Source organism: Kribbella sp. NBC_01505 (assembly GCF_045040285.1).
Lineage (GTDB): Bacteria > Actinomycetota > Actinomycetes > Propionibacteriales > Kribbellaceae > Kribbella.
The window spans coordinates 4,963,733-4,988,508 of record NZ_CP109425.1 but is presented as its reverse complement, the minus strand read 5'-3'; the positions used below and the strand labels follow the sequence as shown (position 1 = coordinate 4,988,508).

Here is a 24,776-nt window from a genome sequence, read left to right as displayed (position 1 = left end):
AACACCATGCCCGACGGACGAAGTTCCTTCGTAGTGGTGGCCAACCGGCTGCCTGTCGACCGAATCGAGATGCCCGACGGCAGTACGGCGTGGCGCCGCAGCCCAGGCGGTCTGGTGACCGCGCTGCACCCGGTGATGCAGGCCCACGAAGGCGCGTGGATCGGCTGGACGGGCAGTGCCGACGAGAAGGTGGACCCGTTCGACAACGACGGGATGCATCTGGTCCCGGTGATGCTCACGGCCGAGGATGTGGAGCTCTACTACGAGGGCTTCTCGAATGCGACGCTCTGGCCGCTCTACCACGATGTGATCGTCGCACCGGAGTTCCACCGCGAGTGGTGGGAGTCCTACGTCGCTGTGAACCGCCGGTTCGCCGAGGCGGCCGCAGAGGCCGCCGACGACGGCGCTGACGTCTGGGTGCACGACTACCAGCTGCAGCTGGTGCCCGCGATGCTGCGGAGGTTGCGTCCGGACGTCCGGATCGGGTTCTTCCTGCACATCCCGTTCCCGCCCACCGAGCTGTTCGCCCAGATGCCATGGCGCCGGCAGATCCTCGACGGGCTGATGGGCGCGGACCTGGTCGGTTTCCAGCGTCCTGGTGCCGCCTCCAACTTCGCCCGGCTCGCCCGCAACCGGATGGGCCTGCGGACCCGTGGCGACCGCATCCACCTGCCGGACGACCGGGTGGTCCGCGCCAAGGCGTTCCCGATCTCGATCGACGTCGGCGAGCTGGAGGAGCTGGCCCGCAAGCCGGAGACCGAGCAGCGTGCCCGGGAGATCCGCGACGAGGTCGGCAACCCGGCGCACATCCTGCTCGGGGTCGACCGGCTCGACTACACCAAGGGCATCCGCCAGCGCATGCGCGCTTTTGGTGAGCTCCTGGACGAGCAGCGGGTCTCTGTCGACGATGCGGTCTTCGTGCAGGTCGCGACGCCGTCCCGCGAGCGCGTGGAGCAGTATCGCATGCTGCGCGACGAGATCGAGCTCCTGGTCGGCCGGATCAACGGTGAGCACGGCCGGATCGGCACACCGGCCATCAACTACCTGCACACGTCGTACTCGCGGACCGAGATGGCAGCGCTGTTCCGGGCCGCCGATGTCGCCGTGGTGACCCCGCTGCGCGACGGCATGAACCTGGTGGCCAAGGAGTACGTCGCGACCCGGTACGACGACACCGGCGCCCTGGTGCTGAGTGAGTTCGCCGGTGCGGCCGACGAGTTCCGCCAGGCCTTCCTGGTGAACCCGCACGACATCAACGGCATGAAGGACACCATCGTCGACGCCATGAACACCGACGACCGCCAGCTCGGCCGCCGGATGAAGGCGATGCGCAAACACCTCGCAGCACACGACGTGAACCTATGGGCCGCGAACTTCCTCAAGGCCCTCCATGACGAGGACTGAAGGCCGGCTCCTCGCACTCGACCTCGGTACGTCGTCCGCCCGCGCACTGGTCCTGTCCGCGGCGGACGCGTCCCCGGTCCCGGGCGCACTGGCCCGGCACAAGATCAGTCCGACGTACGGCGCGGACGGGTCCGCGGTTCTGGACCTGCACGAGTATGTCGAGGGTCTGCTGGGCTGCCTGGACGAGCTCGAGCAGAACGGTCACCTCGAAGACATCCAGGCGATCGTTGTGTCCACGCAGTGGCACTCGATCGTCGCTCTGGATACTCAGGGCAGCGCTCTGACTCCAGTGATCAGCTGGGCAGACACGCGCTCCATCGACCTGGATCTGGGGTCGTCGTTCGACGAGAAGGCGTTCCACGCGCGCACCGGCAGTTGGCTGCACCGGCTCTACTGGCCGCGCCGCATCCCTTGGCTGCTGAGTGAAACGAGCCCTGCAAGCTTCGCAGGCCTTCCCGACCTCGTGATCGAGCGACTGACCGGTGAGCGCGTCACGTCGGTCTCTGTTGCTTCCGGCACCGGCACACTCAACCTAGCCACCGGTGAGTACGACGAAGAGGCCCTGGAGATCGCCGGTGTGAAGGCCGACCGCCTGCCGCCGATCGTCCCGACCGGGTGGACCGGTCGCCTCTCGGACGAGTACGCACGGCGCTGGCCCGGACTGGTCGGCGTACCGGTGCATCCGCCGACTGGTGATGGCGCAGCGTCGAATGTCGGCACCGGTGCGTACGACCAGACCACAGCTGCCGTCACAGTCGGTACGTCGGCCGCGGTGCGGGTCGTGCACCCGATCGACAACGCGCCCGAACTGCCGTGGGACCTCTGGCGGTATCGGGTCGACGACAAGCACGCAGTGACCGGTATGGCGTTCTCCGCCGCCGGAAACATGCATGCGTGGCTCACCAACGTGCTGCGGCTCGAACACGATGAACCGACCACCGTGGAGATCGGTGCGGCCCAGGTGATCGCCGTACCGTTCCAAGCCGGCACTCGGCCGCCTGCCACCGTCCCAGGTGGCTCCGGAGTCTACTTCGGGCTGTCCTTCGACGACACCGCCGAAACGCTGCTGGCTGCTTCCCTGCAAGGGATTTCGCTGGAGATCGATCGAGGACTGCGCATGTTGGATGCGCTGTTCGGTCACGAACTGTCCGTCGTCCTCGGCGGCGGCGGTATCGACGCCTCAGCCTGGTGGCGGCGCTGTCTCACCGCCACCTTCGCCCGCCCCACCGACGTCTGTGCCGAGCCTGAGGTCGGCGCCCGCGGTGCCGCCGCAGTAGCCCTCGATCTTTCGCCTCAGCCCGGTGGCGAACACCTCGATCCCGCCCCCGACGACGTCACCCGCGTCGCCGCGCTCCGCCCCCGCTACGAGTCCCTCCGAGCCCTGGCCGTCCAGGCCGCAGGCGCCTTGTGAGCAGCGAGGTGGATCGACTTCTCGCCGCCGATCCGGTCGAGCTGGCAGCCAAGTCTTTCGTGGTGATCTACACCTGGGGTCAGCTCGGAGCGACGATCCCCCGGCAGAAGATCATGAATTGGCTGGTCCAGGAGTTCGGCAAACCGCGTTGGAACGACCGGGTCGCCCTGGACTCGTACAACGCGGTCCTCTTCGAGCTCGTCCTGATCTATGAGCAGGCAAGGATCGCCATCCGTCGGACCGACGGTTCGGTGACGCTCCTCCCCCGTGGCGTGCGCCTGCGCGGCGCCCCCGACCCGGTCTCCGCGCTCCGCGAACTGCTCTGAGCAGACCGTTCGCCCTTTCGTGCAGACCGTCCGGCACGAAGCGGACAGGCCCTGCATGTGTCCGTGCACGCCGTTAGATTGGCGGGTCACAACGCTCAAGGGGGTACTTCGATGCGTTTCCGCCTTCCCATCGTTCTCGCAGCGACACTCGCACTGGTCGCGCCGGCCGCACCAGCAGTCGCAGCCCCGTCCGGACATCCGCCGAGCCCACTCGTCTTCGGCGCCTGCCCGGCCGACATCGCCCAGCCCTTCCCCGCCCTGACCTGCGCCACCTTGCAGGTGCCGATCGACTACAAGCGCCCGTACGGCGCGACTCTGCCGCTGCTCGTGACCAAACATGCCGCGAAGGACCCGTCCAAGCGGCTGGGTGCTCTCCTGGTGAACCCGGGCGGCCCGAGCGGCGCCGGCGCGGCGTACGCCGGATCACTCACCCGCCCCGACGGCACCGGCTTCACCCGGCTGCAGCCCGCCGTACTGGATGCGTATGACGTGATCGGGTTCGACCCACGCGGTGTGGCGCACAGTGCGCCGATCAGCTGCGCGGAGCCGACGTACTTCCCGACTCCGCAACCCGATGCGGAGTCGCCGGCCAGCCGTAACGCGCTGTGGAACCTCTGGAGCGGCTACGCCGATGGTTGCGGCGAGAAAGTCGGCGCACTGCTGCCTCACCTCGGCACCGACAACGTCGCTCGGGACATGGACCGGATCCGCGGCGCACTGGGCGAGCAGAAGCTCAACTACGTCGGATTCTCCTACGGCACCTACCTGGGCTCGGTGTACACCGCCCTCTTCCCGCAGCGGGTCGGCCGGATGATCCTGGACGGCAACATCGATCCGACACCGGCGGACGTCTGGTACCAGAGCGGACTGGCTCAGGCGGAGTCGTTCCAGAAGCGGTTCGACAGCTACCTCGGCTGGGTGGCCAAGTACGACGCGGTCTTTCACCTCGGGAGCACCGGCAACGAGGTCCGTGCGCACTGGGACAAGACCCTGGCGGACTTCCGCACCACACCGCACGGTGTCGTCGGCAGTCACGAACTGATCGCCACCGCTGCCGTCGTGATGTACTCGGAGTCGGCCTGGATCGCTTTCACCCGAACACTCAGCACCTACGTGGTCGGCGGTGACGACAGCGCACTGGTCGACTTCGCCGCGCCGGACACCAGCGCGGAGGGCGAGCAGTCCACCGCGCTCTTCAACGCAGTGATCTGCGTCGACTCGTTCTGGCCGGTGAGCAAGGCTCGCTACGAGCGGGACGCTGCCCGGCTCGCGAAGGTCTCGCAGTTCGCGTGGGACAACATCTGGCTCAACGGCAGCGCCTGCCGGGACTGGCCCGTGCCGAACCACACCCCGGTTCACGTCTCCGGCAAGGGTCTGCCCGGCATCCTGATGTTCAACACGATCGGCGACCCGGCCACGCCGTACGCCGGTGCCCTGAAGCTGCACAAGGTGTTGCGGAGCTCGGTCCTGGTGACTGAGCGGGACTCCGGCAAGCACTGCGTCTTCAGCAACTCGCGCGCGCTGGTGAACACAGCAGCGAACGACATCGGCACGAAGTACCTGCTCACCGGCGAACTGCCGGCGGGTGACACGTCGATCCCCGGTCACGCCCTGCCCGTACCGACTCCGGCTGCACTGAAGGCATCTATTGACAAGGCGTCGCTTCTGGAGCGCTGATCAATCCTGCGCAAGGAGTTTCGCCGCGCCATCGACGAGATACCCGAGCGGGGTGCAACAAGCCGCGTCGGCTGCTGCGATGCCAGCCAGGACTGCGAGAGCTGCTGCGACGTGCTCGGTGGCCAGGCCGCTCTCGACGTCGCCGACGACCTCGGCGACGTCGAGGAATTCGCGGGCCTGGTTCAGGCGAACTCGAGCTTGTGCACGGTTGCAGTCCTGGGTTCGGCTCTTCTGTGGGGTCACTCGTCCATCACGTCCCTGCTGACCTCAGTTCGGAGCCGACGGAAGTCGGAACCGTAGACAGTGATGCAGTCGCGGAGCCACTTGTTCACCATGGGGTCGCCGGCTCGGAGATGATTCGCCAGTTCATCGGCGCTGATCGCGTAGGTCTGCAGGTAGTTGCCGGTCCAACCGCGGACGCGCTCTCCGAGGGCGGCGATCTCATCGGCGAGTCCTTCGGACTCTTCGGCAGATCCGTGCACAACAAGTAGGTCGATGTCGCTGTCGAGGTCGCCATCGCCGCGTGCCGCCGAGCCGAAGACGCTGGCGTGAATCACCGGCTCTTCCCAGTGCTCGATCGCGTCCTTCAGACGCGAGATCAGCCGGCCCCTCAGCATGGAGAGTTCGAGTACCGCCGCGGCGGCGAGATGCTCGCGGTTCAGCACGTACTGAAGAACCGGTCCGATGCGCGTCGCTGTGACGAGGCCCGTCTCAGCCAGTCGCGTCAGGACCCTTCGCGTTCCGGACTCGCTGCCGACCTCAGCGAGCTGATGAACTCGCCGACCCGTCAATGGCTGGCTCGTTCGAGCGAGCACCGCCAGCACCGGACCGTCCAGGGTGGGGATTACGGTACTCATCGGCCGCGACAGGTCCACGTCGCCTCCTGACACTTAACTGGGGACTCGCACACTATAGTACCGGAGTCCGCACTATAGTGTGATCATCCCCAGTATGGTACGGACGCGTTCGGCGCGTCGCTAGTGGAGCGACGACCGGGTGGCGAGGAGCCGGAGTGCGTTGGCGTAACGCTTAGCCGCTAGGCCCTGGAGCGTGCGCGTGGCCGGTCCGCCCAGCCGGGCGAACCAGGCCGCCGCACGGCTGTAGGCAGTCACGGTGAAGTAGATGCCGTCGGACTCCCGGGTCACGACGAAGGACTCCTCGCCGGACTCCGGGTGTCCCTGCAGCGTCCCGTAGGCGAACCCGACCCGGTCCGGCTCGTCGACGATCCACACCACCCGGCACGGAATCGCCAGCCCTACCAGCCCGATCGGTACGGCGGTCCGCAACCAGCCGAGCACCATGCCGGGCCCGAGCCGCCCCAGCGCGTTCACTCCGATCGCTGCCGGACTGTCCGCGGTGAACGGCAGTCCGGCGAGCCTGTGCATCCGCCAACCCAGTAACGCCTCGCCTGCCCGCCGGAACACTTCGTCCCCTTCGCCGAGCCGGGCCCGGTGCTCCAGCCGGTGGTAACCGGGCGGAGTCTTGTCGAACCGGGTGGAACCGACCACGTCGTACGTGAAGTGCAGTTGGGGCAGGTCGTCGAGCCGCATCAGGTCAGCTGCTCTTCAGACCGCTGGTGTTGTCGTTCTTGAGTGCCTTGAACAACGCCTGTGCCTGGGACTCGTTCCAAGCGACACCGAGGCTGCCGTCCTTGAGCCGCACACTGTCGTCACCGATCGGCACCGTCAGCGTGACCCCGTCCTTGCCCGAGATCGCCCGCATGCCACGCACGAACCGGATGAAGTCGAACAGGCTCATGTCCTGGTCCACGGTCAGCGCGTCCACGCCCTTGGTCGCGACGTTGTAGTACCGGACCGGGTTCAGGAACGTCGACGGCGAGCCGGCCTTCTTCGCGACCGCGCCGACCATCTGCCGCTGCCGCTCGACGCGGCCGAAGTCGTTCTTGCCGTCCGCGTGCCGCGAGCGCACGTACCCAAGGGCCTTCACGCCGTCCAGATCCTGGCAGCCGGCCTTCAGATCGATGTGCGCCTCCGCGTCCTTCATTGCCTTCGGCAAGCACATGTTGATCCCGCCGACACTGTCGATGATCGACGCGAAGCCACCGAAGCCGACCTCGACGTAGTGGTCGATGCGCAGACCGGTCCGGTTCTCCAGCGTCCGGATCAGCAACGACGGCTGCCCCTTGCCGGCACTGAAGGCGGTGTTCACCTTCTGCTTGTTGGTGAAGCCGGGGATGTCGACCACGGTGTCCCGCGGGACGCTGATCAGCACGGTCGGGCCAGATTCCGGGACGTGCATGATCATGATCGAGTCGGTCCGCGGACCGGTGTCCTTGCCGGTGTGCAGCCGTGCCCGCTCGGCCCGGCTCAAACCTGACCGAGCGTCCGAGCCGACCATCAGATAGGTCGTTCCGGGCGTGTCCGTCGGCCGTTTGCCGGTCGGGAAGGCCTCGACCTTGTCGATCCGGCTCCACGCGTAGAGCGGGACGGTGACGAGCATCAGCACGAACGCCAGGATCAGCAGGCCGATGGTCCTCACGAACCAGTTCTTCCGCTTCTTCGGGCGGCCCGCGAATCGCGGGTCCATGGGCTGCGGTTGACTCATGCCTGAACGCTATCGGTGCCGAGCCCCGCAGACGTCACTCCAGTGAACGAATCTAGCGGTCTGAAAGTCGATACCGCCTCCTTCAGAAGGAGGAAATCGGCCCCGGAAACGAACCAGACCGCCGGAACGCGCGCGGTGACTCCCCGGTACGCGCTGTGAACAGCCTGCTGAAGTACGCCGGGTCCTCATACCCGACCCGCCGCGCCACAGCCGCCACCGACAGCTCCTCCTCCGCGAGCAGCGCCTTCGCCGTACTCAGCCTGGTCCGCAGCACGAGCTCCTGCGGTGTCACCCCGGCCTCACGTCGGACTGCCTCGCGTAGCTCTTTCACTGTGAGTCCCAGCTCCGCGGCATAGTCCTGAACGGAGGCGACCACACAGGCAAGCCCGGCGAGCCGCTCAGCCACTCCGTCGCCAGTTGCTGGCGCAGCCGCCCCCAAGACGTCATACAACGCACCTGCAGTCTGTACGGCGTTGTGCGCGGAAGCGACTCGCAGCAGCCGGCTGAATGCCCGGTCGACCGGCCTGGAATCGGCGTACCGGCTCACTGGTCGGCGCTGGTCCAGATGGCCGAGTGCAGCGAGCCCCGCGGTCGCCGTACCGCCGAAAAGCACCCAGGACTGCCGCCATCGGGTGGCGGGCCGGTAGCCGTGCAGTACGCCGGGGTAGAGCCAGAGCATTGCCGGTGCTTGCACGTCAAACAGCTGGCGGTCCGCGCCGTGCAGAAGCTGCCCGCTGCCCTCCTTGACCCACACCAACGCGTGACACCCCAGCGCACGCTCCGGCGCTGGTCGGACCGCGTTGACCTGCTCGCCTACGCCGAGGCAGAAGAGTCCAAGTTGTTGCTCGGCAGGCCCAGGAGTGAGGTAAGTAGCCCAGTTCGGCATGGCACAAGAGTCCAAGAAGTACTCCTCGGTGTCCATTCCGATCGACTGGCCCAGCAGGTGGAATTGTCGATGTGCTGACATCCAATGGGTATGTGCTGGACGAACGACGGCTCAGCGAACTGGCCGCCGTACCGGATCTGGAGCGGACCGACCTGCCGGTGCTGCGGGAGCGGTTGCAGCGAGACGGGTATCTGCTGCTCCGCGGGCTCCTGGATCCGCAGGACGTGCTGGACTTCCGGGAGTACTACTTCAACCTGACCGGCACGGCCACCGACAGAGCGTCGTACCGACAGGCGCTGTTCGAGCAGATCGTGCCTGGACCTGAGTACGCGGCCTTCTGTGCGCGGCTGAAGGGGTGGTTCGAGTGGTTCCTGGGCGGAGAGCCGTTCCTGCACCGGCGGAAGATCATCCGGCAGACCGCTCCGGGCGAGAACGGCATCGGGACAGCCACCCAGGCTCACTACGACCTGCTCTACCTGCGCGGCGGTAGCGACCAGGTGCTGTCCGCGTGGATCCCGCTGGGCGACTGCCCGGTCAGCCGGGGCGGTCTGACCTATCTGGAGCGCAGCCACCACCGAGTGCTCGCCGAGGAGGCAGCAGGCACCCTGAAGCGGCCCGCAGCCTCGATCACTGCCGACCTGCCCGCTCTGGCCGAGCAGTACGACGCCAACTGGCTGGTGACCGACTACGCGGCCGGCGACGTGGTCATCCATACCGCCCACACCGTCCACGCGGCGCTGGACAACGTCTCGGACGTGATGCGGCTCTCAACGGACATCCGCTACCAGCGGGCCGAGGACCCCATCGACACCCGCTGGCAAGCGCACTGGAATGACCGCGACGGCTTGTAATTCGACCGATATCCGGACTTCTTCTCGCTAACGACAATCATTTCGGTTAAGGTTCCGGACGAACCTGAATCAGTCGAGTCGTGTGAGGAGAACCGTGAACCGCAACGAGTTGGTCGCCGGGGTGGCGGACAAGGCGGGCATTCCGCGCAACCAGGCCGAGCGGGTCCTCGACGCGCTCGGTGACGTGGTCACCGAGGCCGTGCACAAGGGCGACAAGGTCTCCCTGACCGGCCTCCTGAGCATCGAGCGGGTCCTGCGCGCACCGCGCACCGGCCGCAACCCGCAGACCGGTGAGCCGCTGTCGATCCCGGCCGGCTACTCCGTCCGGCTGTCCTGCGGGAGCCGTCTGAAGGCTGCCGCGCGCGGCAACCTCCGGACGATCTCCTGACCTGCCTTACTTCAAGAACCTGATCGGGTCGCACTCCCCGTCGTCGGCCGAGTGCTTCACCTTCGCCGGCACCGCGGTCACCCAGTACGGCGTGGTCGCGGTCGGCGGAGTGCTGAACCTGGCGTTCGGAAGGTAGAGCCGGTCCCCGAAGGCCGCTGCCGTGGTCGGTACGTCGAAGTCGGTGCTGGTGATCTCGCGCAGCACCGAGCCCTTCGTCCCGGCCGCGTCCAGACCGACCACGGCGATCTTGTTCAGCCGGTTCTGGACGACGTACAGGGTCTTGCCGCTCAGCAGCAGGCCGTCACCGTTCGTCATCAGTGCGCCGCCGAGATCGATCTTGCGGGCCACACCGGTACGCGGGCCGACACGGAGCAGGAAGCCGGTCGACGACTGGACCATGATCAGCGCGCGGCCGTCCGGCGTCAGCGAGATGCCGTTGGCGTTGTTGCCGGGCAGGTGCTGGTAGTCGCCGCTGAGCGGGATGGTCTCGGCCTTCGCCGGCAGCTTGCCGTTCCGGCCGAGCGGAACCTTGTAGAAGACCGGCTGCTGCGAGTCGGTGAACCAGGCCGCGTCCTTGCTCAGGATGACGTCGTTCACGAAGGTCGGCGTGGCCGTGGTGAAGGTGTAGCTCGCGAGCACCCGGCCGCTCCGGGTGTCGATCACGCGGCCGTTTCCGCCGGCCGCACCGGCCACGAACAGGCGGCCCTTGGCGTCGATCTTCATCCCGAGCGAGCCGGTACCGGGTCCGGCGCTGAGCACCTTCCCGGTCCCGCTCCGCAGGTCGGCGGCGTAGATGTCGCCGTTCGCACGGGAGCCGAAGTAGGCCGTGCCGCGGGCGATCGCGATGCCCTCGGGCTGGAAGCCGGCCGGGAGCTCGATCCGGTCCGGGAAACTGGTGGGCTGATGCACGGGCTGGGGTGTCGCGGAGGCGGCCGGCGCGCTGGCCAGGCCGAAGAGCAGAGCGGGCACGCCGGCGAGTAGTGCCAGCCGGCGAACGAGGTGTGACATGGGCGGGTCCTCCTGATTCAGGGGTCTCGCTCAGGACAACGGGATCGGCCTGTGGAAAGTTCAGAATCGGTCCTGGGCAACGGGTATGTTCACTGTCAGCAACTCGACACGAGAACTTTGGGGCAGGGATGACAGCAGACATCGAGAGCTCGAGTCCGGCGCGGCCGCAGGACGACCTCTACCAGTACGTGAACGCCGGCTGGCTGGCCGCGAACGATATTCCGGCCGACAAGGCCATCTACGGTGCCTTCCACGCGCTGTGGGACACCGCGGAGCAGGATGTCCGCGCGATCGTGGAGAAAACCGTCGCCGCTGATCATCCCGAGGGCAGCGAGCCGCGGAAGATCGCCGACCTCTACAGCAGCTTCCTGGACGAGGAGACCATCGAGCGGCTGGGCGCGGAGCCGATCGCCGGCCAGCTCGCGCTCGCCGACGGCGTCACCGACACCGCCGAGCTGGTCGAGGTCCTGGGCAAGCTCGAGCTGGAGGGTGTCTCGGGCGTCTTCCGCGTCTGGGTCGACTCGGACGCCAAGAAGTCCGACCAGTACGTCGTGTACGTGATGCAGGGCGGCCTGAGCCTGCCCGACGAGTCGTACTACCGCGAGGACAGCTTCGCCGAGAAGCGGACGGCGTTCGTCGCCCACGTCGCCCGGATGCTCGAGCTGGCCGGCCGGCCCGACCCGGCCGGGGCCGCGGAGCGGATCCTGGAGCTGGAGACGCGGCTGGCCGCGCACCACTGGGACCGGGTGAAGGACCGCGACGTCACCCAGACCTACAACAAGCTCGACCGGGCCGGGCTGGAGAAGCTCACCTCCGGTCTCGACTGGTCCGGCTGGCTGGCCGGGGCCGGCGTGCCGGAGAGCGCCTTCGAGCAGGTCGTCGTGCGCGAGCCCGACTTCCTGACCGCGGCCGCTGCCGCTCTGCAGGAGATCGACCTGGCACAGTGGAAGGAGTGGCTGGGCTGGCAGATCGTGCACTCGGCCGCGCCCCTGCTCAGCAAGGCCTTCGTCGAGGAGAACTTCGCCTTCTACGGCAAGACCCTGACCGGTGCGCCGGAGCTGCGCGACCGGTGGAAGCGTGGGCTCGGCACGGTCGAGTCGGCGCTCGGTGAGGCGCTCGGCCAGCTGTATGTCTCCGAGCACTTCCCGCCGGCCGCCAAGTCCCGCATGGTCGAACTCGTCGCGAATCTGGTCGAGGCCTACCGCCAGCGGATCGAAGCGCTGGACTGGATGGGTCCGGAGACCCGCCGCCGGGCGCTCGACAAGCTGGGCACCTTCGTGCCGAAGATCGGCTACCCGGACAAGTGGAAGGACTACAGCGCCCTCGAGATCGACCCGTCCGACCTGTTCGGCAACCTGCGCCGATCGGTGGCGGTCGAGACGGCGCGCGAGCTGGCCAAGCTCGGGACTCCGGTGGACCGCGACGAGTGGAAGATGACGCCGCAGACCGTCAACGCCTACTACAACCCGCGGCAGAACGAGATCGTCTTCCCGGCCGGGATCCTGCAGCCGCCGTTCTTCGACCTCGACGCCGACGACGCGACCAACTACGGCGCGATCGGCGCGGTGATCGGGCACGAGATCGGCCACGGCTTCGACGACCAGGGCTCGCGCTACGACGCCGACGGCAACCTGAACGACTGGTGGACCGACGAGGACCGGGCCGCCTTCGAGCAGCGCACCGACAAGCTCGTCGCGCAGTACGACGCACTCTCGCCGGCCGAGACCCCGGGCCAGTTCGTCAACGGCAAGCTCACCCTCGGCGAGAACATCGGCGACCTCGGTGGCCTGTCCATCGCCTACGCCGCCTACCGGCTCTCGCTCGACGGCGCCGAGCCGCCGGTGATCGACGGCAAGTCGGGGGCGGAGCGGTTCTTCGCGGCCTGGGCCTACGCCTGGGCGACCAAGACCCGTCCCGAGGAGGCCGCTCGCCGGCTGACGATCGACCCGCACTCGCCGCCGGAGTTCCGCTGCAACGCAGTCGTGCGGAACATCGACGCTTTCCACGACACCTTCGACACGGCGGACGGCGACGCCTTGTGGCTGGCGCCCGAAGACCGGGTGCGCATCTGGTGACAGCCGATCCAGGTCCTCTCGGGCGGAATCTGCGCGCCTGGCGCGAGCGGGTTCGGCCCGAGGAGGTCGGGCTGCCGGGGACTGCTCGGCGGCGGACTCCCGGTCTGCGCCGGGAGGAGCTGGCCACGCTCGCCGGCGTCTCCCCGGAGTACGTCGTACGGCTGGAGCAGGGCCGGACGCGGCATCCCTCACCGCAGGTGGTGTCGGCTATGGCCCGAGCGCTGGGGTTGTCGCCGTTCGAGCTCGATCACCTGTATCGGTTGGCCGGGCTGTCGACACCCGAGAGTGGGCTGATGCCGCGGCACATCACCCCTGGTGTGCGGCGGCTGGTGGATCGGCTGGGCGACTCCGTGCCGATCGCGGTCTGCACGTCCTCCTGGGAGACCGTGTACTGGAATCCCTTGTGGGCGGCGCTTCTCGGTGATCCGGCGGCCGCCTCGAGCGGGCGGGAGCGGAACTTCGCCTGGCGGCACTTCACCGGGCTGCTGACCGGGATGTCGCTTCCACCCGACACACTGGCCGAGTTCGAGCACGACCTCGCCTGCGACCTCCGCCGTACCGTCGATCGGTATCCGGGTGAGACCGACCTGGCGGCGATGTGCCAGGAGCTGCGCGAGCGGTTCGACGGGTTCGCGAGGTCCTGGGACAGCGGCGACGTGCCGAGGCACCGGACGATCCGCAAGATCATCGAGCACGACGAGCTCGGCAGCATCGCCGTCGACAGCGACATCCTCACCGCTCCCGACAGCGAGCTGTATGTCACCGTGCTGACCGCGGAGCCCGGGTCCGAGGACGCCTCCCGGCTCAGCCTGGTACTGACGCTGTCTGGATGGAGTTCCGTTCCGGGTTGATCGTGGAGACATGACGATCACTCTCATCACCGGGGCCAACAAGGGCCTCGGACTCGAAACCGCCCGCCAACTCGTTGCCCTCGGCCACACCGTGTACGCCGGTGCCCGCGACCCCGAGCGCGGCCAGGCCGCCGCCGACCAGGTCGGCGCCACCTTCATCCAGCTCGACGTCACCGACCAGGCCTCGGTCGAGGCGGCCGCCAAGACCATCCAGCAGGCCGAGGGCCGGCTCGACGTACTGGTCAACAACGCCGGTATCCAGGGCGGGATGCCGTCCCCGGCCGAGCTCACCGCCGACCGCCTCCAGCAGGTGTACGACGTCAACGTGTTCGGACTCGTCCGCGTCACGCAGGCGTTCCTACCGTTGCTCGAGGCATCGGATTCGCCGGTGATCGTGAACATCGGCAGCTCGCTCGGCTCCAGCACGATCGTCACCGACCCGGCGCACATGGAGTCGAAGCTGACCCTGCTCGACTACGCCTCCTCGAAGGCCGCCGTCATCATGCTCACCCTCCAGTACGCGAAGGCGTTGCCCGGCGTACGGATCAACGTCGTCGAACCAGGCTTCACCGCCACCGACCTGAACGCCCACCGCGGCCACCAGACCGTCGAAGAAGGCACCGAAATCATCGTGAAAATGGCGACGGTCGGGCCCGAAGGCCCGACCGGCACGTACCAGGACCGCAACGGCACGTTGCCCTGGTAGGTCGTTCGTTACGAAGACATCCAGTTCTGGAGGCCTTCGACGGTGCGGGGCATGGCGTCGGAGAGGTTCTCGGCGCCGGTTTCGGTCATCAGGATGTCGTCCTCGATCCGGATGCCGATCCCGCGGAGGTCCTCGGGGACGGTGAGGTCGTCGGCCTGGAAATACAGACCAGGCTCGACGGTGAGGACCTCGCCGGTCCGCAGGTTGCCCTGGCGGTAGTTCTCCAGGCGGGCCGACGCACAGTCGTGGACGTCGAGACCGAGCATGTGGCTGGTGCCGTGCAGCGTGTAGCGCTGGTGCAGGTTGTTCTCCGGGTCGAGAGCCTCTTCGACCGAGGTCGGCAGCAGCTCCATCGCGTCGAGGCCGCGCACGATGACCTCCATCGCGGCGCGGTGACCGGACTGGAACGGCAGCCCCGGCTTGAGGGCCGCGATGCCGGCATTCTGCGCGTCGAGGACGAGCTGGTAGAGATCCCGCTGGCGCGGCGTGAACTCGCCGCTCACCGGCAGCGTCCGGGTGATGTCGGCGGTGTAGAGCTGACGGTTCTCGACGCCCATGTCGAGCAGCATCAGCGTGCCGTCGACGACCGGGCCGTCGTTCTCGATCCAGTGCAGCGTGGTCGCGTGCGGACCGGCCGCGGCGATCGAGGTGTAGCCGACGTCGTTCCCCTCGGCGCGGGCCCGGCGCCAGAAGGTGCCTTCGATCCAGCGCTCGCCGTACTGACGGACTCGGTCCATCTCGGCCAGCACGTCGGAGAAGCCGCGGTGCGTGATCGCGACGGCGTCCCGCAACTGCTCGATCTCCCACGGGTCCTTCACCAGCCGCAGCTCGGAGAGCGTCGTGGCCAGCTCCAGATCCCGGTCAGCGTCCGTCCGGGCACCGGTCAGCAGGTCGGCGATCGAGTAGTCCTCCGAGCGCCGTACCCGCGTCGGCACGTCGCCCTTGAGCGCGTCACCGAGCTGGTCAAGGTGCCGGGTCTCGAGCCCGAACGCGCCGGCGGTCTCGGCCAGGGACGGGCGGCGACCTGCCCACAGCTCGCCGTAGCTACGGTCGCGCCAGAACTCCGAGCCCTGGCTGCGCTCCGAGCGCGGGCGGAAGTACAGCACCGCGTCGTGACCGCTCGTCCCGTTCGGCTCGAGCACCAGCACGGCGTCCGACGTCTGGTCGCCGGCGAGCCACACGTAGTCGGTGTGCGGCCGGAACACGTAGTCGGTGTCGTTGGACCGGACCTTGTACGTACCGGCCGGGATCACCAGCCGCTCGCCCGGGAACGCCTGCGACAACGCGTCCCGCCGCTTCGCCGTCCAAGCACCGGCGTCGCTCAGCGGTACGTCGAGCCGCTCGGAGTCGGCCCATCCCGAATTCATGAACGCGCTGAGTTTCGCGCTCGGAACGGAATCGTGCGACGCGGTCTTCGGCGCGGCGTCGCCGGTCGTGGCTGCGGTGTTCTCGGTCATCGTCGACCAGTCCTCGTTTCGGCGCAGGGGCCCGATCTCAGCCCCGGGTGTGCAGTTCGTCACCGCGGGTCAAACCGCTGTCCAGCAGCGCTTCCGCGGGGATCCGAGCCGATGCGCGTATCGCATCCCGCCCGTCCCCGAAGCCTACGCTCGACCCGCACCTCCGCGCCTCCGCAGAGTCGAACACCCCACCCCCGACCACCCCTGCCAGTGGCCCCCGTCACCCCACCCACCCCGCGCCCAAAGACACGCACGCCCACCCTTGTGCACGGACCACCATCTTTGGGCACCCACCAACCACTTTCCCGCGCCCGAAATGGTCGGTGGCTTCCCAAAGACGCCGTACCCGCACAAAGGTGGGCCGGCTGCTCTTTGGGTAGCTGCCAGTCGCCCGGCAGCGCCTTGAGCACCCACCGACCACGTTCGCGGCCGAGAAGTGGTTGGTGGGTGCTCAAAGGGGGCGTTCGTACGGGGCGGGCGGGCGGCCGGGGAATCAGCGGCGGGTGGTCGATCGCGGGTGCGGGACATGGCGAGCCCGGGACGGGGGCGGCACCAATCGTCCGTCGGGCGTGCAAAGGCCTCGCAAGCTCATACCTTGCGAGGCCTTGACCTTTGTAGCTGGGGGGACTGGACCGGGGGTTGACCGACACGCGAACGGTGGGCGACATCACAGGGTCGTACGATCCGCGGCATGACTCGGTTGATGTGTTTGCGGCACGGTGAGGCGGAGAGCAATGTGGCGCGGACTATGGCGCCGGCGTTGACGACGCCGTTGACCGAGCGAGGGCGGGAGCAGGCGGCGGCTGCTGGGGAGCTGCTGCGTGAGGTGGGGGCGGTGCGGGTGTACAGCAGCACGGTTGCGCGTGCGGTGGAGACGGCGACGATCGTGGCGCGCGTGATCGGCGTACCGCTGGAGGTGGTGCAGCTCAAGGGGTTGGACGAGGTGACGATCGGGCCGGATGCGGATCCCAAGGCGGTGACCACGTTGGAGGGTGCTGGGGCCGCGTTGCGGGCTTGGGTGGTGGAGCGGGAGCTCGGGGCGGCTTTTCCGGGCGGCGGTGAGGACGGGGAGACCGTCGTACGGCGGACCACCGATGCGCTGCGGTCTATCGCCGCGGACCACCCGGGCGAGACTGTGATCGTGGTTGGGCACGTGGCGAGTCTGACGACCGGGTTGAGTGTCTTGTGTGGGCTGCGGGACGAGGTTTGGAACCGGCCGTTGCCGCATGCGGTGCCGTTCGCGGTGGAGGGTGGCGAGGTGTGGGGGTGCCGCGATTGGCCGGGAGGGTTCGCGGGCTGACATGCTGTGGCGGGTGAGCCCGAAGACCTTGACGGATTTGGTGGCGCCCGACTGGGCGGTGGCGTTGGCTCCGGTTGAGGAGACCGTCAGCCAGCTGGGAGAGTTTCTCCGCGCGGAGATCGCGGCCGGGCGGCCGTATCTGCCGGCTGGGGAGAACGTGCTGCGGGCTTTCAAGAGTCCGTTGGAGCAGGTGAAGGTGCTGGTCGTCGGCCAGGACCCGTACCCGACACCAGGACACCCAGTGGGGTTGAGCTTCTCGGTGGCTCCCGACGTGCGGCCGATCCCCCGGAGCCTCCAGAACATCTACCGCGAGCTGATGGCGGACGTCGGCGTACCAGCACCGTCGAACGGCGACCTGACCCCGTGGACCGAGCAAGGCGTATTGCTGCTCAACAGGGTCCTCACCGTGCAGCCCGGCAATTCCGGTTCGCATCGGGGCAAGGGCTGGGAGTCGGTCACCGAGCAGGCGATCCACGCGCTGGTGGATCGTGGCGGCCCGCTCGTCGCGATCCTGTGGGGACGCGACGCGCAGACCCTCAAACCAATGCTCAAAAGCATCCCGTACGTCGAGAGCGCGCACCCGAGCCCGATGTCGGCGGACCGGGGCTTCTTCGGATCCAAGCCGTTCAGCCGGGTCAACGCGCTGCTCGCCGAGCAGGGCGCCACTCCGATCGACTGGCGCCTGCCGTAGAGAACGCCTGAAGGACCGGCGCCTACAGTCCTGACCATGGAGCTGCCGACGAACTGGGGCCGTTGGGGTGCCGACGATGAGCTGGGCACGCTGAACCTGATTACCGACGAGGTCCGTGAGCGCGCGGCGCGTGAGGTGCGGCTCGGCCGGTCGGTCTCGCTGGCCGTGCCGATCCAGCCGGCGCCGATCGCCGGCGGACCGTTCCCACCGCGGACCGCTGAGGAGTCGCCGGTCCAGCAGCTGATGGCGTTCACGGGCAGCCCGGCGATCGCGTACGCCGACTCGATGCTGGTGACCAATCACCACACGCTGTCCACGCATCTCGACGCGCTGTCCCACATCCCAGTGGACGGCGAGGTGTATCCGGGCCGGCCGGCGAACGCGGCCGTCACACCGTTCGGCGTGGTGAAGGGCTCGACCACCGCTTTCGCCGCCGGCATCGTGACCCGCGGCGTCCTGATCGACCTCGGCATCGACGGGCCGGTCCCCGCCGACCGCGCGATCAGCGCCGCCGACCTGGAGACCGCCGAGCAGCGGCACGGCGTCCGGGTCGAATCCGGCGACGCGCTCGTCGTCCGCTTCGACTGGGTCAAGACCCGGTACCGCGGCAACCCGATGCCCGGGATGAGCCTCGACGCGGCGAACTGGATGCACGAGCGCGGAGTCTCGGTGTACGCCGGTGATCTCGCCGACAAGTATCCGCCGGAGCAGCCCGGTCGCCCGTCGGCCATGCACGGCGTAGCCCTTCCACGCCTGGGGATGCCGCTCGTCGACGGTATCGACGCCGACGAGCTGGCTGCCCTCTGCGCCGAGCTCGACCGCTACACGTTCCTCTTCGTCGCGGCCCCACCCCGCATCCACGGCCTCACGGGTGTCCCGGTCAACCCGGTCGCGATCTTCTGAGACTCTGAGGTGCATGACGCGCTACGCGATCGATGCACCGACCCTGCTCCACCTGGTCGAGGCCCAACTCGCCGTCGACCCTGGCCATCAGCTCGTTGCTCCGAGTTCGATCCGGTCGGAGGCGCTCACCCGGCTCCTGCAGGACGTCCGGGAGGGACGCCGTACCGAATCGCACCCCTGGAAAACCTGACAAGCTAACTTGTTCGAATGATCTATTGCAGGATCGTTCAACAATCTCCTATGGTGACGGGAATCGCATCCAGCGGGTCCGTCCCTGGGAGGAACCATGTGGGTTCTGCTCGCCATCGCGGTGGTGGTCGTCGGTTTCGCGCTCCGGCTGAACTCGATGCTGGTCGTCACCGCCGCCGGCATCGTGGCCGGTCTGATCGGCGGCCTGTCGCCGGTCAAGATCCTGAACGCTTTCGGCGACGGCTTCGCCGGTAGCCGGTCCGTCACCGTCTTCATCGTCACGCTGCCCGTGATCGGGCTGATCGAGCGCTACGGGCTGCAGCATCAGGCCCGCAAGCTGATCGGCAAGCTCGCGTTCGCCACCACCGGCCGGCTGCTGGCCCTCTACCTGCTGATCCGGCAGGGCACGGCAGCGCTCGGTCTGACCAGCATCGGCGGTCCCGCGCAGGCGGTGCGGCCGCTGATCCACCCGATGGCGGCCGGTGCCGCCGAACGCCGCTACGGCAAGTTGCCGGAGAAGCTCCAGGAGAAGATCAAGGGCTTCGCCGCCAGCGCGGACACGGTCGGGCTGTTCTTCGGCGAGGACATCTTCGTCGCGATCGGCTCGATCCTGCTGATCACCGGCTTCGTCGACGCGACGTACGGGCTGCACCTGGAGGCGATCGACATCGCGATCTGGGCCATCCCGACCGGTATCTGCGCGCTCCTGATCCACGGCGCCCGATTGCTCTACCTCGATCGCCAACTGGACGCACTGGCGCGCGACGCCAGGGCCGAAGCCAAGGAGGCGGCCAAGTGATCAAGGTCGAGTGGTTCTACTGGCTCTGCGGGATCTTCTTCGTACTGATCGCGCTGCAGGTCCTCAACGACCGCACCAACCCCAAGCGGATCGGCAGTGCCGCGTTCTGGGGCATCCTCGGGCTCTCGTTCGGCTATGGCACCTTCGTGGTGAACAAGACCGCGCCCTCCTGGATTCTGGGCATCGCTGTCATCGGTCTGGCCGTGCTGGCGGGTTCTGGCTTCCCTGGCAAGGGTGCGGAGCGTACGACGACGCAGCCCGAGCGAGCGAAGTTCGCCGACAAGTTCGGCAACAAGCTGTTCCTGCCCGCGCTGGTCATCCCTGTGGTGGCTGCGCTGTTCGGCGCCTGGCTGGCCAAGGTGAAGCTCGGCGACGGCAAGCTGTTGCTGCAGTCCGGCTCGGCCACGATCATCGGGCTCGGCATCGCATCCCTGCTGGCGCTGGCGGTTGGCGTCGTGCTACTCCGCCCACCCTCCCCCGCCGTACCGCTGCATGAGGGTCGTCGTCTGCTCGAGCACATCGGCTGGGCGGCCATCCTGCCGCAGATGCTGGCCACACTGGGCCTGCTGTTCAACACATCCGGTGTGGGCAAGGCAGTCGGCCGCGTCACTGACCACCTGATCCCCAAAGGCTCGCTAATCGCCGCAGTCGTCTTGTACTGCATCGGCATGGCGATCTTCACGATCATCATGGGCAACGCGTTCGCAGCGTTCCCAGTGATGACCGCCGCGGTCGGCTGGCCGTTGCTGGTGCAGCAGTTCAACGGTGAGCCGGCAGTGGTGTTCGCGATCGGCATGCTGGCCGGCTTCTGCGGCACGCTCTGCACACCGATGGCAGCCAACTTCAACATCGTTCCAGCGGCCCTACTGGAGATGAAGGATCAGTACGGACCGATCAAGGCCCAGATCCCGACCGCGATCCCCTTGCTGGGCTGCAACATCGCCATCATGTACTTCTTCGCCTTTTAGGAGAGAACACCCATGAAGTACGCCGCTGCCTGGTCCGCGATCGCTTGTGAGGTGCTCGAGACGCCGTACCCGTACGGCGCCGCGCACGCCTCACGTGGTCCGGAGGACGTGGATGTGACGCCGCAGAAGCTGCACCCGGTGTTCCATGGCTCCTACGACTGGCACTCCAGTGCGCACATGCAGTGGTCACTCGTCCGGTTGCTCGCACTGGCGCCGGACGAGGCAGGGGCCCGGCCCATCGAGCTGCTGGACCAGCGGCTGACCACAGCAGCGATCGCGACCGAGGCGGCGTACCTGCGGGAGCGTCCGTCGTACGAGCGTCCGTACGGCTGGGCGTGGGCGGCGATGCTGGTCGCCGCCACCCGCACCACGAAGTGGGCCGAGGCAACCAAGCCGCTGGGCGATGTCATCGCCGACCTGGTGCTGGACTGGCTGCCGCGCCAGGCCTACCCGGTCCGGCACGGCACTCACCTCAACACCGCCTTCGCCCTCTCACTGCTCAGCGAGGCGTACGACGAACTCGGCCGGCGCGACGTGGTCGACGCAGTGCACGCTCGCGCGGTCGAATGGTTCGGCAGCGACACCGCCTACGACACCCGCTTCGAACCGTCCGGCACGGACTTCCTGTCACCAGCGCTGTCCGAGGCCGAGCTGATGCGCCGAGTCCTGCCCGCAAAGGAGTTCGCGGACTGGCTCGCCGAATTCCTCCCTGGCCTTGGCAACGACAACCACCAGCACCTGCTGGAGGTTCCGGTCACCGACGACTCCGGCGACGGACAGCTCGCACACCTGGCCGGTCTGGCGCTGTCACGCGCCTGGCAGCTCCGCACGATCGCACCAAGCCTGCCGGAGGTCTCTGACGCACTGAAGGCCGGCGCCGACCGCCAGATCGACGCCGTCCTCCCGACTGTCACCGACGGCGACTTCATGTCGACGCATTGGCTGGTGTCGTTCGCCCTCCTGGCTCACCAGGCTTGAAACCCGTCCAGCTGCGCCACAACAACGCATAGCGGCCACCTGCAGCCAGCAGTGCGTCGTGTGAACCGGACTCGACCACTCGCCCCTGGTCGAGCACGATGATCCGGTCCGCTTGCTGTGCCTGCGTGAGCCGGTGCGCCACGATCAGCGTCGTCCGGCCCTCGGTCGCAGCCACCGACGCACGCTCAAGCTCACGTGCACCAGCACTACCGGCCTCAGCCGTCGCCTCATCCAGTACGGCGACTGGCGGATCAGCCAGCACCAACCGGGCGAACGCGAGCTGCTGCGACTGAGCACCAGTCAGCTGATGCCCTTCCTCACCCACGACGGTCGCCAGCCCGTCCGGCAACGCACGCACCCAGGCCAGCGCACCAACGCGTTCCAGCGCGGCCTCAACCTCAGCGTCCGTAGCGTCGAGACGAGCAAGCCGTACGTCGTCCGCCAGCGACCCGGAGAACACGTGGACCTCCTGGCTGAGCAGGGCGACCTGTGAGCGGGTGCGGTCCTCACCAAGCGACTGCACGTCCACACCGCCCAGCTTCACTACACCGGCCGTCGGCGTGAGCACTCCGGCCGCCAGCGCGGCCAGTGTGGTCTTCCCAGCACCACTCGCTCCCACCAGCGCGACTCGCTCCCCCGGCTCGAGTCGCAGCGACACAGCGTCGACCACGAGCGGGCCGTCGTACGCGTGCCCGATGTCGAGCAACTCCAACGACGCATCCGCCGGACCGGGACCGGGCGGCGGCGCAGAGATCTGCTCCATCTCCAGTACGCCGGCCAACCGGGCCAGGCCCGCAGCCGCGGTCTGCGCTTCGTCGAACAGCATCAGCACCGCACCGATCGGGTTGAACAGCCGGTGGAAGTACAGCGCCGCGGCCGTCACCGCACCGATGGTCACCAGGTCGCCGCGCACCAGGAAGAACCCGGCGACCAGGATCGCGGTCAACCCGGTGAACTCCGCGTGGTTGATCCGCGACGAGAAGAAGCTGAAGATCTTGAACACCTTGATCGACAGGTCCCGGGCAGTCGCGGACGTGGTGTCGATCTTCGCCAGCTGCACGTCCTCGAGCCGGTAGGCCCGCACGGTCGCGCTGCCGCGCAGCGACGCGATGATCGCCTCGGACCGCTCGCCCATCGCGATGCGCTCCTGCCGGTAGAACGGCGCCGACCGCGGCAGGTACCACCGCAGAGCCAGCACATACATCGGTACGGCGAGCAGTCCGGCCAGCCCGAGTCGCCAGTCCAGCGCGAATAGGCCGCCGGTGGTCAGGATGATGGTCAGCGCCGCCCCCAGCAGGGTCGGGCCGATGTCGGTCAGAGCGGTCGCGACCGTGGCCACGTCGTCACCGACCCGGGACAGCAGGTCACCCGTGCGCACCTTGTCCAGCACAGGTGCCGGCAGCTGCAGCGCCCGGTCCAGGACCTTCTCCCGGATCCGCGCCAGCACTGTCTCGCCCACCCGCGCGACGAGCATGATGCCCAGCGCCGTAAGCAGACCAGCAACGACAGCGGCGCCCCCGATCAGCAGCACCACCTTCACGATCGCAGAGTTGTTCGCGCCACTCGACGAGACGTCGTCGACGAGCGCACCGAGCGCCCAGGGCGCGACCAGGCCGGCCGCACTTCCACCGGTGATCACTACGGCCGCGATGATCGACAGACCAGGCAGCTTGCGGATCTCACTCCACAACAGCGCCCACGTCGCACGCGGGCCGGCAATGGGTAGCAAGTTCATCGGAGCACCGCCTCTTGGTACGCCGCGTCCGATTCGGCGAGCTCAGCATGGATTCCCTCGGTCACCACGACCCCGTCGGCCACCACCAGCACGCGGTCCATCTTGCCGAGCAGGGCCGGGCTACTGGTCAGCACGAGCGTGGTCAGGCCGGAGCGGACCTCAGCCAGTCCTTCCGCGAGGAGCTCCTCGGTGACGGCGTCTACCGCCGTACTGGGGTCGTGTAAGACAAGCAGTGGTGGTTCGGCAAGCAGTGCGCGAGCCAGACCGAGACGCTGACGCTGGCCACCGGACAGTGCTTGGCCACGGTCAGCCAACGGCCGGTCCAGCTCGGAGATCAGGTCAGCGGCCCCGGCTGCGGTCATCACTCGCTCCAAGGACGGTGACTCGACCAGCAGGTTGCTGCGCAGCGTGCCTTCGAACAGGTCAGTGTCGTGCTGCTCCAGCAGCACGGTGTTGCGCAGCGCGTCGATGTCCAGCTCGTCGATCGGCGTGCCACCAACACGCACCACCCCGGCATGCTCCGAGGTACGGCCGCCCACAACCGTCAGCAGCGCGTCCGCGTCGCGTGGGTCGTAGCAGAGCACCCCGACGGACTCCCCGGAACGCAAGGTCAGATCGACGTTCGACAACGTCTTGTAGGACACAGCCTCCAGAGCCAGCAAAGGCTTCGCCGGGTCGACCATGGTCGCCGCACCGGTCGCTACGAGGGGAGGTGAGGACAGGACCGACGCGACGCGGCCGGCGGATGCGCGGGCGGTCGCCAGCACCTGGCTGGCATAGCCGAGCGTGCCGACCGGCTCCGCGATGAACTGCGCCAGGCCGACGACAGCAATCAGCTCACCGATACTGATCCGCCCGCTCAGCGCGAACCAGCCGGAGACACCGGCCACGGCCGCGAGCAGCAGCCCGCTCAGCGCCGTACTGACGCCATCCTGAAGACCAGCTGTGGTCACCGCGCGCAGTGTGGCCCGCAGGGTCGTCTGGCTGGACTGGCGATACCGAGCGGCCGCGTTGTGCTGGGCGCCGATCCCGCGCAGCGTCCGCAGCCCGCCCACCAGGTCAGTGGCCAGTGCGGTCGTCTGAGCGACCGCCTCCTGCTGAGTCGACGTACGACGCGTCAGCAGTGGCGACAGGGCCTGAATCCCCAGCACCAGCAGCGGTACGCCGATCAGTACGCCGATCCCGAGCGGTACGTCGACCAGTAGCAACGACACCGAGGCCACCAGCAGCGCAGTGGATGCCGCAGCGCCGATCGAAACGGCCCGCATCACCAGTGCGGTCTTCTCTGCATCGGATGTCGCGATCGACAGCAGCTCTCCGGAGCGCAGCCCGGTCCGCTGTCCCCGTGGGTCCAGCACGCGCCGGGCGATCTCCAGCCGCAGCTCATGTGTCTCCCACTCGATCGCACGCACCACCTGCCGCGCACCGAGCTTCCAAGCGTTCGACAACACGGCGAACAGCGCCAGCAGCATCACCACGCACCAGATCAGCGGCTGCACGTCGCCAGTCGCCACTGCCTTGTCGACGAAGATGCCGATCGTCACAGGGACGGCTGCCTCGGTCGCTTGATGTAACGACAAAAGCAGGACACCACGGACCATCCGCCAC

At 67.9% G+C, this 24,776-nt stretch carries 25 protein-coding genes; 16 read left to right on the top strand and 9 right to left on the bottom strand.

All coding sequences use genetic code 11. The annotated features are described in order from the left end of the window. The first annotated feature begins 6 nt into the window (after positions 1–6). The 4 genes from OG474_RS23645 to OG474_RS23630 all read left to right on the top strand — a co-directional run bounded on the left by OG474_RS23645 (position 7) and on the right by OG474_RS23630 (position 4,818). On the top strand, positions 7–1,404 hold the full coding sequence (locus OG474_RS23645) for a trehalose-6-phosphate synthase (RefSeq protein WP_405055727.1): 1,398 nt from the start codon (positions 7–9) through the stop codon (positions 1,402–1,404). Continuing rightward, complete coding sequence (locus OG474_RS23640) at positions 1,391–2,815, top strand: FGGY family carbohydrate kinase (protein ID WP_405055726.1); 1,425 nt, start codon at positions 1,391–1,393, stop codon at positions 2,813–2,815. Before OG474_RS23645 ends, OG474_RS23640 begins: the two co-directional genes overlap by 14 nt. A gap of 8 nt (positions 2,816–2,823) precedes the next feature. Beyond that, positions 2,824–3,141, top strand: a complete 318-nt coding sequence (locus OG474_RS23635; RefSeq protein WP_405055725.1) for a hypothetical protein — start codon at positions 2,824–2,826, stop codon at positions 3,139–3,141. 111 nt (positions 3,142–3,252) lie between these two features. Beyond that, the gene (locus OG474_RS23630; protein WP_405055724.1) at positions 3,253–4,818 is read left to right on the top strand and encodes an alpha/beta hydrolase; all 1,566 of its coding nucleotides are present in this window, start codon (positions 3,253–3,255) and stop codon (positions 4,816–4,818) included. Here the strand turns inward: OG474_RS23630 and OG474_RS23625 are convergent, their stop codons facing one another. The 5 genes from OG474_RS23625 to OG474_RS23605 form a co-directional block, all read right to left on the bottom strand. Next, positions 4,819–5,061, bottom strand: a complete 243-nt coding sequence (locus OG474_RS23625) for a hypothetical protein (protein WP_405055723.1) — start codon at positions 5,059–5,061, stop codon at positions 4,819–4,821. Beyond that, on the bottom strand, positions 5,058–5,675 hold the full coding sequence (locus OG474_RS23620; protein ID WP_405055722.1) for a nucleotidyltransferase domain-containing protein: 618 nt from the start codon (positions 5,673–5,675) through the stop codon (positions 5,058–5,060). Before OG474_RS23620 ends, OG474_RS23625 begins: the two co-directional genes overlap by 4 nt. Before the next feature lie 120 nt (positions 5,676–5,795). Beyond that, on the bottom strand, positions 5,796–6,368 hold the full coding sequence (locus OG474_RS23615) for a DUF1990 family protein (protein WP_405055721.1): 573 nt from the start codon (positions 6,366–6,368) through the stop codon (positions 5,796–5,798). A gap of 4 nt (positions 6,369–6,372) precedes the next feature. Next, positions 6,373–7,383, bottom strand: a complete 1,011-nt coding sequence (locus tag OG474_RS23610; protein ID WP_405055720.1) for an LCP family protein — start codon at positions 7,381–7,383, stop codon at positions 6,373–6,375. An 82-nt stretch (positions 7,384–7,465) separates the two neighbouring features. Beyond that, entirely contained in the window at positions 7,466–8,350 is an 885-nt protein-coding gene (locus OG474_RS23605) for a helix-turn-helix domain-containing protein (RefSeq protein ID WP_405055719.1), read from the bottom strand. On the opposite strand from OG474_RS23605, the gene OG474_RS23600 reads away from it, so the two are divergent. Both OG474_RS23600 and OG474_RS23595 read left to right on the top strand, forming a co-directional pair. Continuing rightward, positions 8,341–9,120 carry a phytanoyl-CoA dioxygenase family protein gene (locus OG474_RS23600; protein ID WP_405055718.1) on the top strand — a complete coding sequence of 260 codons (780 nt, stop codon included), beginning with the start codon at positions 8,341–8,343 and terminating at the stop codon, positions 9,118–9,120. The two genes, OG474_RS23605 and OG474_RS23600, sit on opposite strands and share 10 nt — an antisense overlap. A gap of 94 nt (positions 9,121–9,214) precedes the next feature. Next, positions 9,215–9,508: an HU family DNA-binding protein gene (locus OG474_RS23595; protein WP_405055717.1), complete on the top strand. Its 294-nt coding sequence runs from the start codon at positions 9,215–9,217 to the stop codon at positions 9,506–9,508. Positions 9,509–9,514: 6 nt separating this feature from the next. On the opposite strand, the gene OG474_RS23590 is transcribed toward OG474_RS23595, so the two are convergent. After that, positions 9,515–10,516, bottom strand: a complete 1,002-nt coding sequence (locus tag OG474_RS23590) for an SMP-30/gluconolactonase/LRE family protein (RefSeq protein ID WP_405055716.1) — start codon at positions 10,514–10,516, stop codon at positions 9,515–9,517. 128 nt (positions 10,517–10,644) lie between these two features. Here OG474_RS23590 and OG474_RS23585 point away from each other — a divergent pair, with 128 nt between their 5' ends. From OG474_RS23585 to OG474_RS23575, 3 genes are read left to right on the top strand one after another with little or no spacing between them, the layout of a single operon-like run. Continuing rightward, on the top strand, positions 10,645–12,591 hold the full coding sequence (locus OG474_RS23585; RefSeq protein ID WP_405055715.1) for a M13 family metallopeptidase: 1,947 nt from the start codon (positions 10,645–10,647) through the stop codon (positions 12,589–12,591). After that, positions 12,588–13,442: a helix-turn-helix domain-containing protein gene (locus OG474_RS23580; protein ID WP_405055714.1), complete on the top strand. Its 855-nt coding sequence runs from the start codon at positions 12,588–12,590 to the stop codon at positions 13,440–13,442. Before OG474_RS23585 ends, OG474_RS23580 begins: the two co-directional genes overlap by 4 nt. 10 nt (positions 13,443–13,452) lie before the next feature. Continuing rightward, complete coding sequence (locus tag OG474_RS23575) at positions 13,453–14,148, top strand: SDR family NAD(P)-dependent oxidoreductase (RefSeq protein ID WP_405055713.1); 696 nt, start codon at positions 13,453–13,455, stop codon at positions 14,146–14,148. A gap of 8 nt (positions 14,149–14,156) precedes the next feature. Here OG474_RS23575 and OG474_RS23570 read toward each other — a convergent pair whose 3' ends face one another. Further along, positions 14,157–15,605, bottom strand: a complete 1,449-nt coding sequence (locus OG474_RS23570; RefSeq protein ID WP_405055712.1) for an aminopeptidase P family protein — start codon at positions 15,603–15,605, stop codon at positions 14,157–14,159. Positions 15,606–16,296: 691 nt separating this feature from the next. On the opposite strand from OG474_RS23570, the gene OG474_RS23565 reads away from it, so the two are divergent. The 7 genes from OG474_RS23565 to OG474_RS23535 all read left to right on the top strand — a co-directional run bounded on the left by OG474_RS23565 (position 16,297) and on the right by OG474_RS23535 (position 21,433). Further along, complete coding sequence (locus OG474_RS23565; RefSeq protein WP_405055711.1) at positions 16,297–16,905, top strand: histidine phosphatase family protein; 609 nt, start codon at positions 16,297–16,299, stop codon at positions 16,903–16,905. 1 nt (position 16,906) lies between these two features. Continuing rightward, positions 16,907–17,596, top strand: coding sequence for a uracil-DNA glycosylase (locus OG474_RS23560; protein WP_405055710.1), 690 nt, complete (start codon positions 16,907–16,909; stop codon positions 17,594–17,596). A gap of 36 nt (positions 17,597–17,632) precedes the next feature. After that, positions 17,633–18,499 (top strand): cyclase family protein, encoded by an 867-nt coding sequence (locus tag OG474_RS23555; RefSeq protein WP_405055709.1) that lies wholly within the window; start codon positions 17,633–17,635, stop codon positions 18,497–18,499. A gap of 13 nt (positions 18,500–18,512) precedes the next feature. Further along, positions 18,513–18,689 (top strand): hypothetical protein, encoded by a 177-nt coding sequence (locus OG474_RS23550; protein WP_405055708.1) that lies wholly within the window; start codon positions 18,513–18,515, stop codon positions 18,687–18,689. Between the two features lie 96 nt (positions 18,690–18,785). Further along, on the top strand, positions 18,786–19,487 hold the full coding sequence (locus OG474_RS23545) for a DUF969 domain-containing protein (protein WP_405055707.1): 702 nt from the start codon (positions 18,786–18,788) through the stop codon (positions 19,485–19,487). Beyond that, on the top strand, positions 19,484–20,455 hold the full coding sequence (locus OG474_RS23540; RefSeq protein ID WP_405055706.1) for a DUF979 domain-containing protein: 972 nt from the start codon (positions 19,484–19,486) through the stop codon (positions 20,453–20,455). Before OG474_RS23545 ends, OG474_RS23540 begins: the two co-directional genes overlap by 4 nt. A gap of 12 nt (positions 20,456–20,467) precedes the next feature. Further along, positions 20,468–21,433 (top strand): DUF2891 family protein, encoded by a 966-nt coding sequence (locus OG474_RS23535; RefSeq protein WP_405055705.1) that lies wholly within the window; start codon positions 20,468–20,470, stop codon positions 21,431–21,433. Here OG474_RS23535 and OG474_RS23530 read toward each other — a convergent pair. Continuing rightward, positions 21,381–23,168 carry an ABC transporter ATP-binding protein gene (locus OG474_RS23530; protein ID WP_405055704.1) on the bottom strand — a complete coding sequence of 596 codons (1,788 nt, stop codon included), beginning with the start codon at positions 23,166–23,168 and terminating at the stop codon, positions 21,381–21,383. The genes OG474_RS23535 and OG474_RS23530 overlap by 53 nt on opposite strands. Continuing rightward, positions 23,165–24,769, bottom strand: coding sequence for an ABC transporter transmembrane domain-containing protein (locus OG474_RS23525; protein WP_405064607.1), 1,605 nt, complete (start codon positions 24,767–24,769; stop codon positions 23,165–23,167). Before OG474_RS23525 ends, OG474_RS23530 begins: the two co-directional genes overlap by 4 nt. Positions 24,770–24,776: the final 7 nt, after the last annotated feature.

What these genes read in the sequence shown, in the direction of transcription:
- OG474_RS23535 (WP_405055705.1), top strand. Translation starts at nt 20,468, where the DNA reads ATGAAGTACGCCGCTGCCTGGTCCGCGATCGCTTGTGAGGTGCTCGAG.
- OG474_RS23615 (WP_405055721.1), bottom strand. Translation starts at nt 6,368, where the DNA reads ATGCGGCTCGACGACCTGCCCCAACTGCACTTCACGTACGACGTGGTC.
- OG474_RS23620 (WP_405055722.1), bottom strand. Translation starts at nt 5,675, where the DNA reads ATGAGTACCGTAATCCCCACCCTGGACGGTCCGGTGCTGGCGGTGCTC.
- OG474_RS23585 (WP_405055715.1), top strand. Translation starts at nt 10,645, where the DNA reads ATGACAGCAGACATCGAGAGCTCGAGTCCGGCGCGGCCGCAGGACGAC.
- OG474_RS23530 (WP_405055704.1), bottom strand. Translation starts at nt 23,168, where the DNA reads ATGAACTTGCTACCCATTGCCGGCCCGCGTGCGACGTGGGCGCTGTTG.
- OG474_RS23570 (WP_405055712.1), bottom strand. Translation starts at nt 15,605, where the DNA reads ATGACCGAGAACACCGCAGCCACGACCGGCGACGCCGCGCCGAAGACC.
- OG474_RS23545 (WP_405055707.1), top strand. Translation starts at nt 18,786, where the DNA reads ATGTGGGTTCTGCTCGCCATCGCGGTGGTGGTCGTCGGTTTCGCGCTC.
- OG474_RS23555 (WP_405055709.1), top strand. Translation starts at nt 17,633, where the DNA reads ATGGAGCTGCCGACGAACTGGGGCCGTTGGGGTGCCGACGATGAGCTG.
- OG474_RS23590 (WP_405055716.1), bottom strand. Translation starts at nt 10,516, where the DNA reads ATGTCACACCTCGTTCGCCGGCTGGCACTACTCGCCGGCGTGCCCGCT.
- OG474_RS23630 (WP_405055724.1), top strand. Translation starts at nt 3,253, where the DNA reads ATGCGTTTCCGCCTTCCCATCGTTCTCGCAGCGACACTCGCACTGGTC.
- OG474_RS23560 (WP_405055710.1), top strand. Translation starts at nt 16,907, where the DNA reads ATGCTGTGGCGGGTGAGCCCGAAGACCTTGACGGATTTGGTGGCGCCC.
- OG474_RS23565 (WP_405055711.1), top strand. Translation starts at nt 16,297, where the DNA reads ATGACTCGGTTGATGTGTTTGCGGCACGGTGAGGCGGAGAGCAATGTG.
- OG474_RS23640 (WP_405055726.1), top strand. Translation starts at nt 1,391, where the DNA reads ATGACGAGGACTGAAGGCCGGCTCCTCGCACTCGACCTCGGTACGTCG.
- OG474_RS23605 (WP_405055719.1), bottom strand. Translation starts at nt 8,350, where the DNA reads ATGTCAGCACATCGACAATTCCACCTGCTGGGCCAGTCGATCGGAATG.
- OG474_RS23610 (WP_405055720.1), bottom strand. Translation starts at nt 7,383, where the DNA reads ATGAGTCAACCGCAGCCCATGGACCCGCGATTCGCGGGCCGCCCGAAG.
- OG474_RS23575 (WP_405055713.1), top strand. Translation starts at nt 13,453, where the DNA reads ATGACGATCACTCTCATCACCGGGGCCAACAAGGGCCTCGGACTCGAA.
- OG474_RS23550 (WP_405055708.1), top strand. Translation starts at nt 18,513, where the DNA reads ATGACGCGCTACGCGATCGATGCACCGACCCTGCTCCACCTGGTCGAG.
- OG474_RS23525 (WP_405064607.1), bottom strand. Translation starts at nt 24,769, where the DNA reads ATGGTCCGTGGTGTCCTGCTTTTGTCGTTACATCAAGCGACCGAGGCA.
- OG474_RS23645 (WP_405055727.1), top strand. Translation starts at nt 7, where the DNA reads ATGCCCGACGGACGAAGTTCCTTCGTAGTGGTGGCCAACCGGCTGCCT.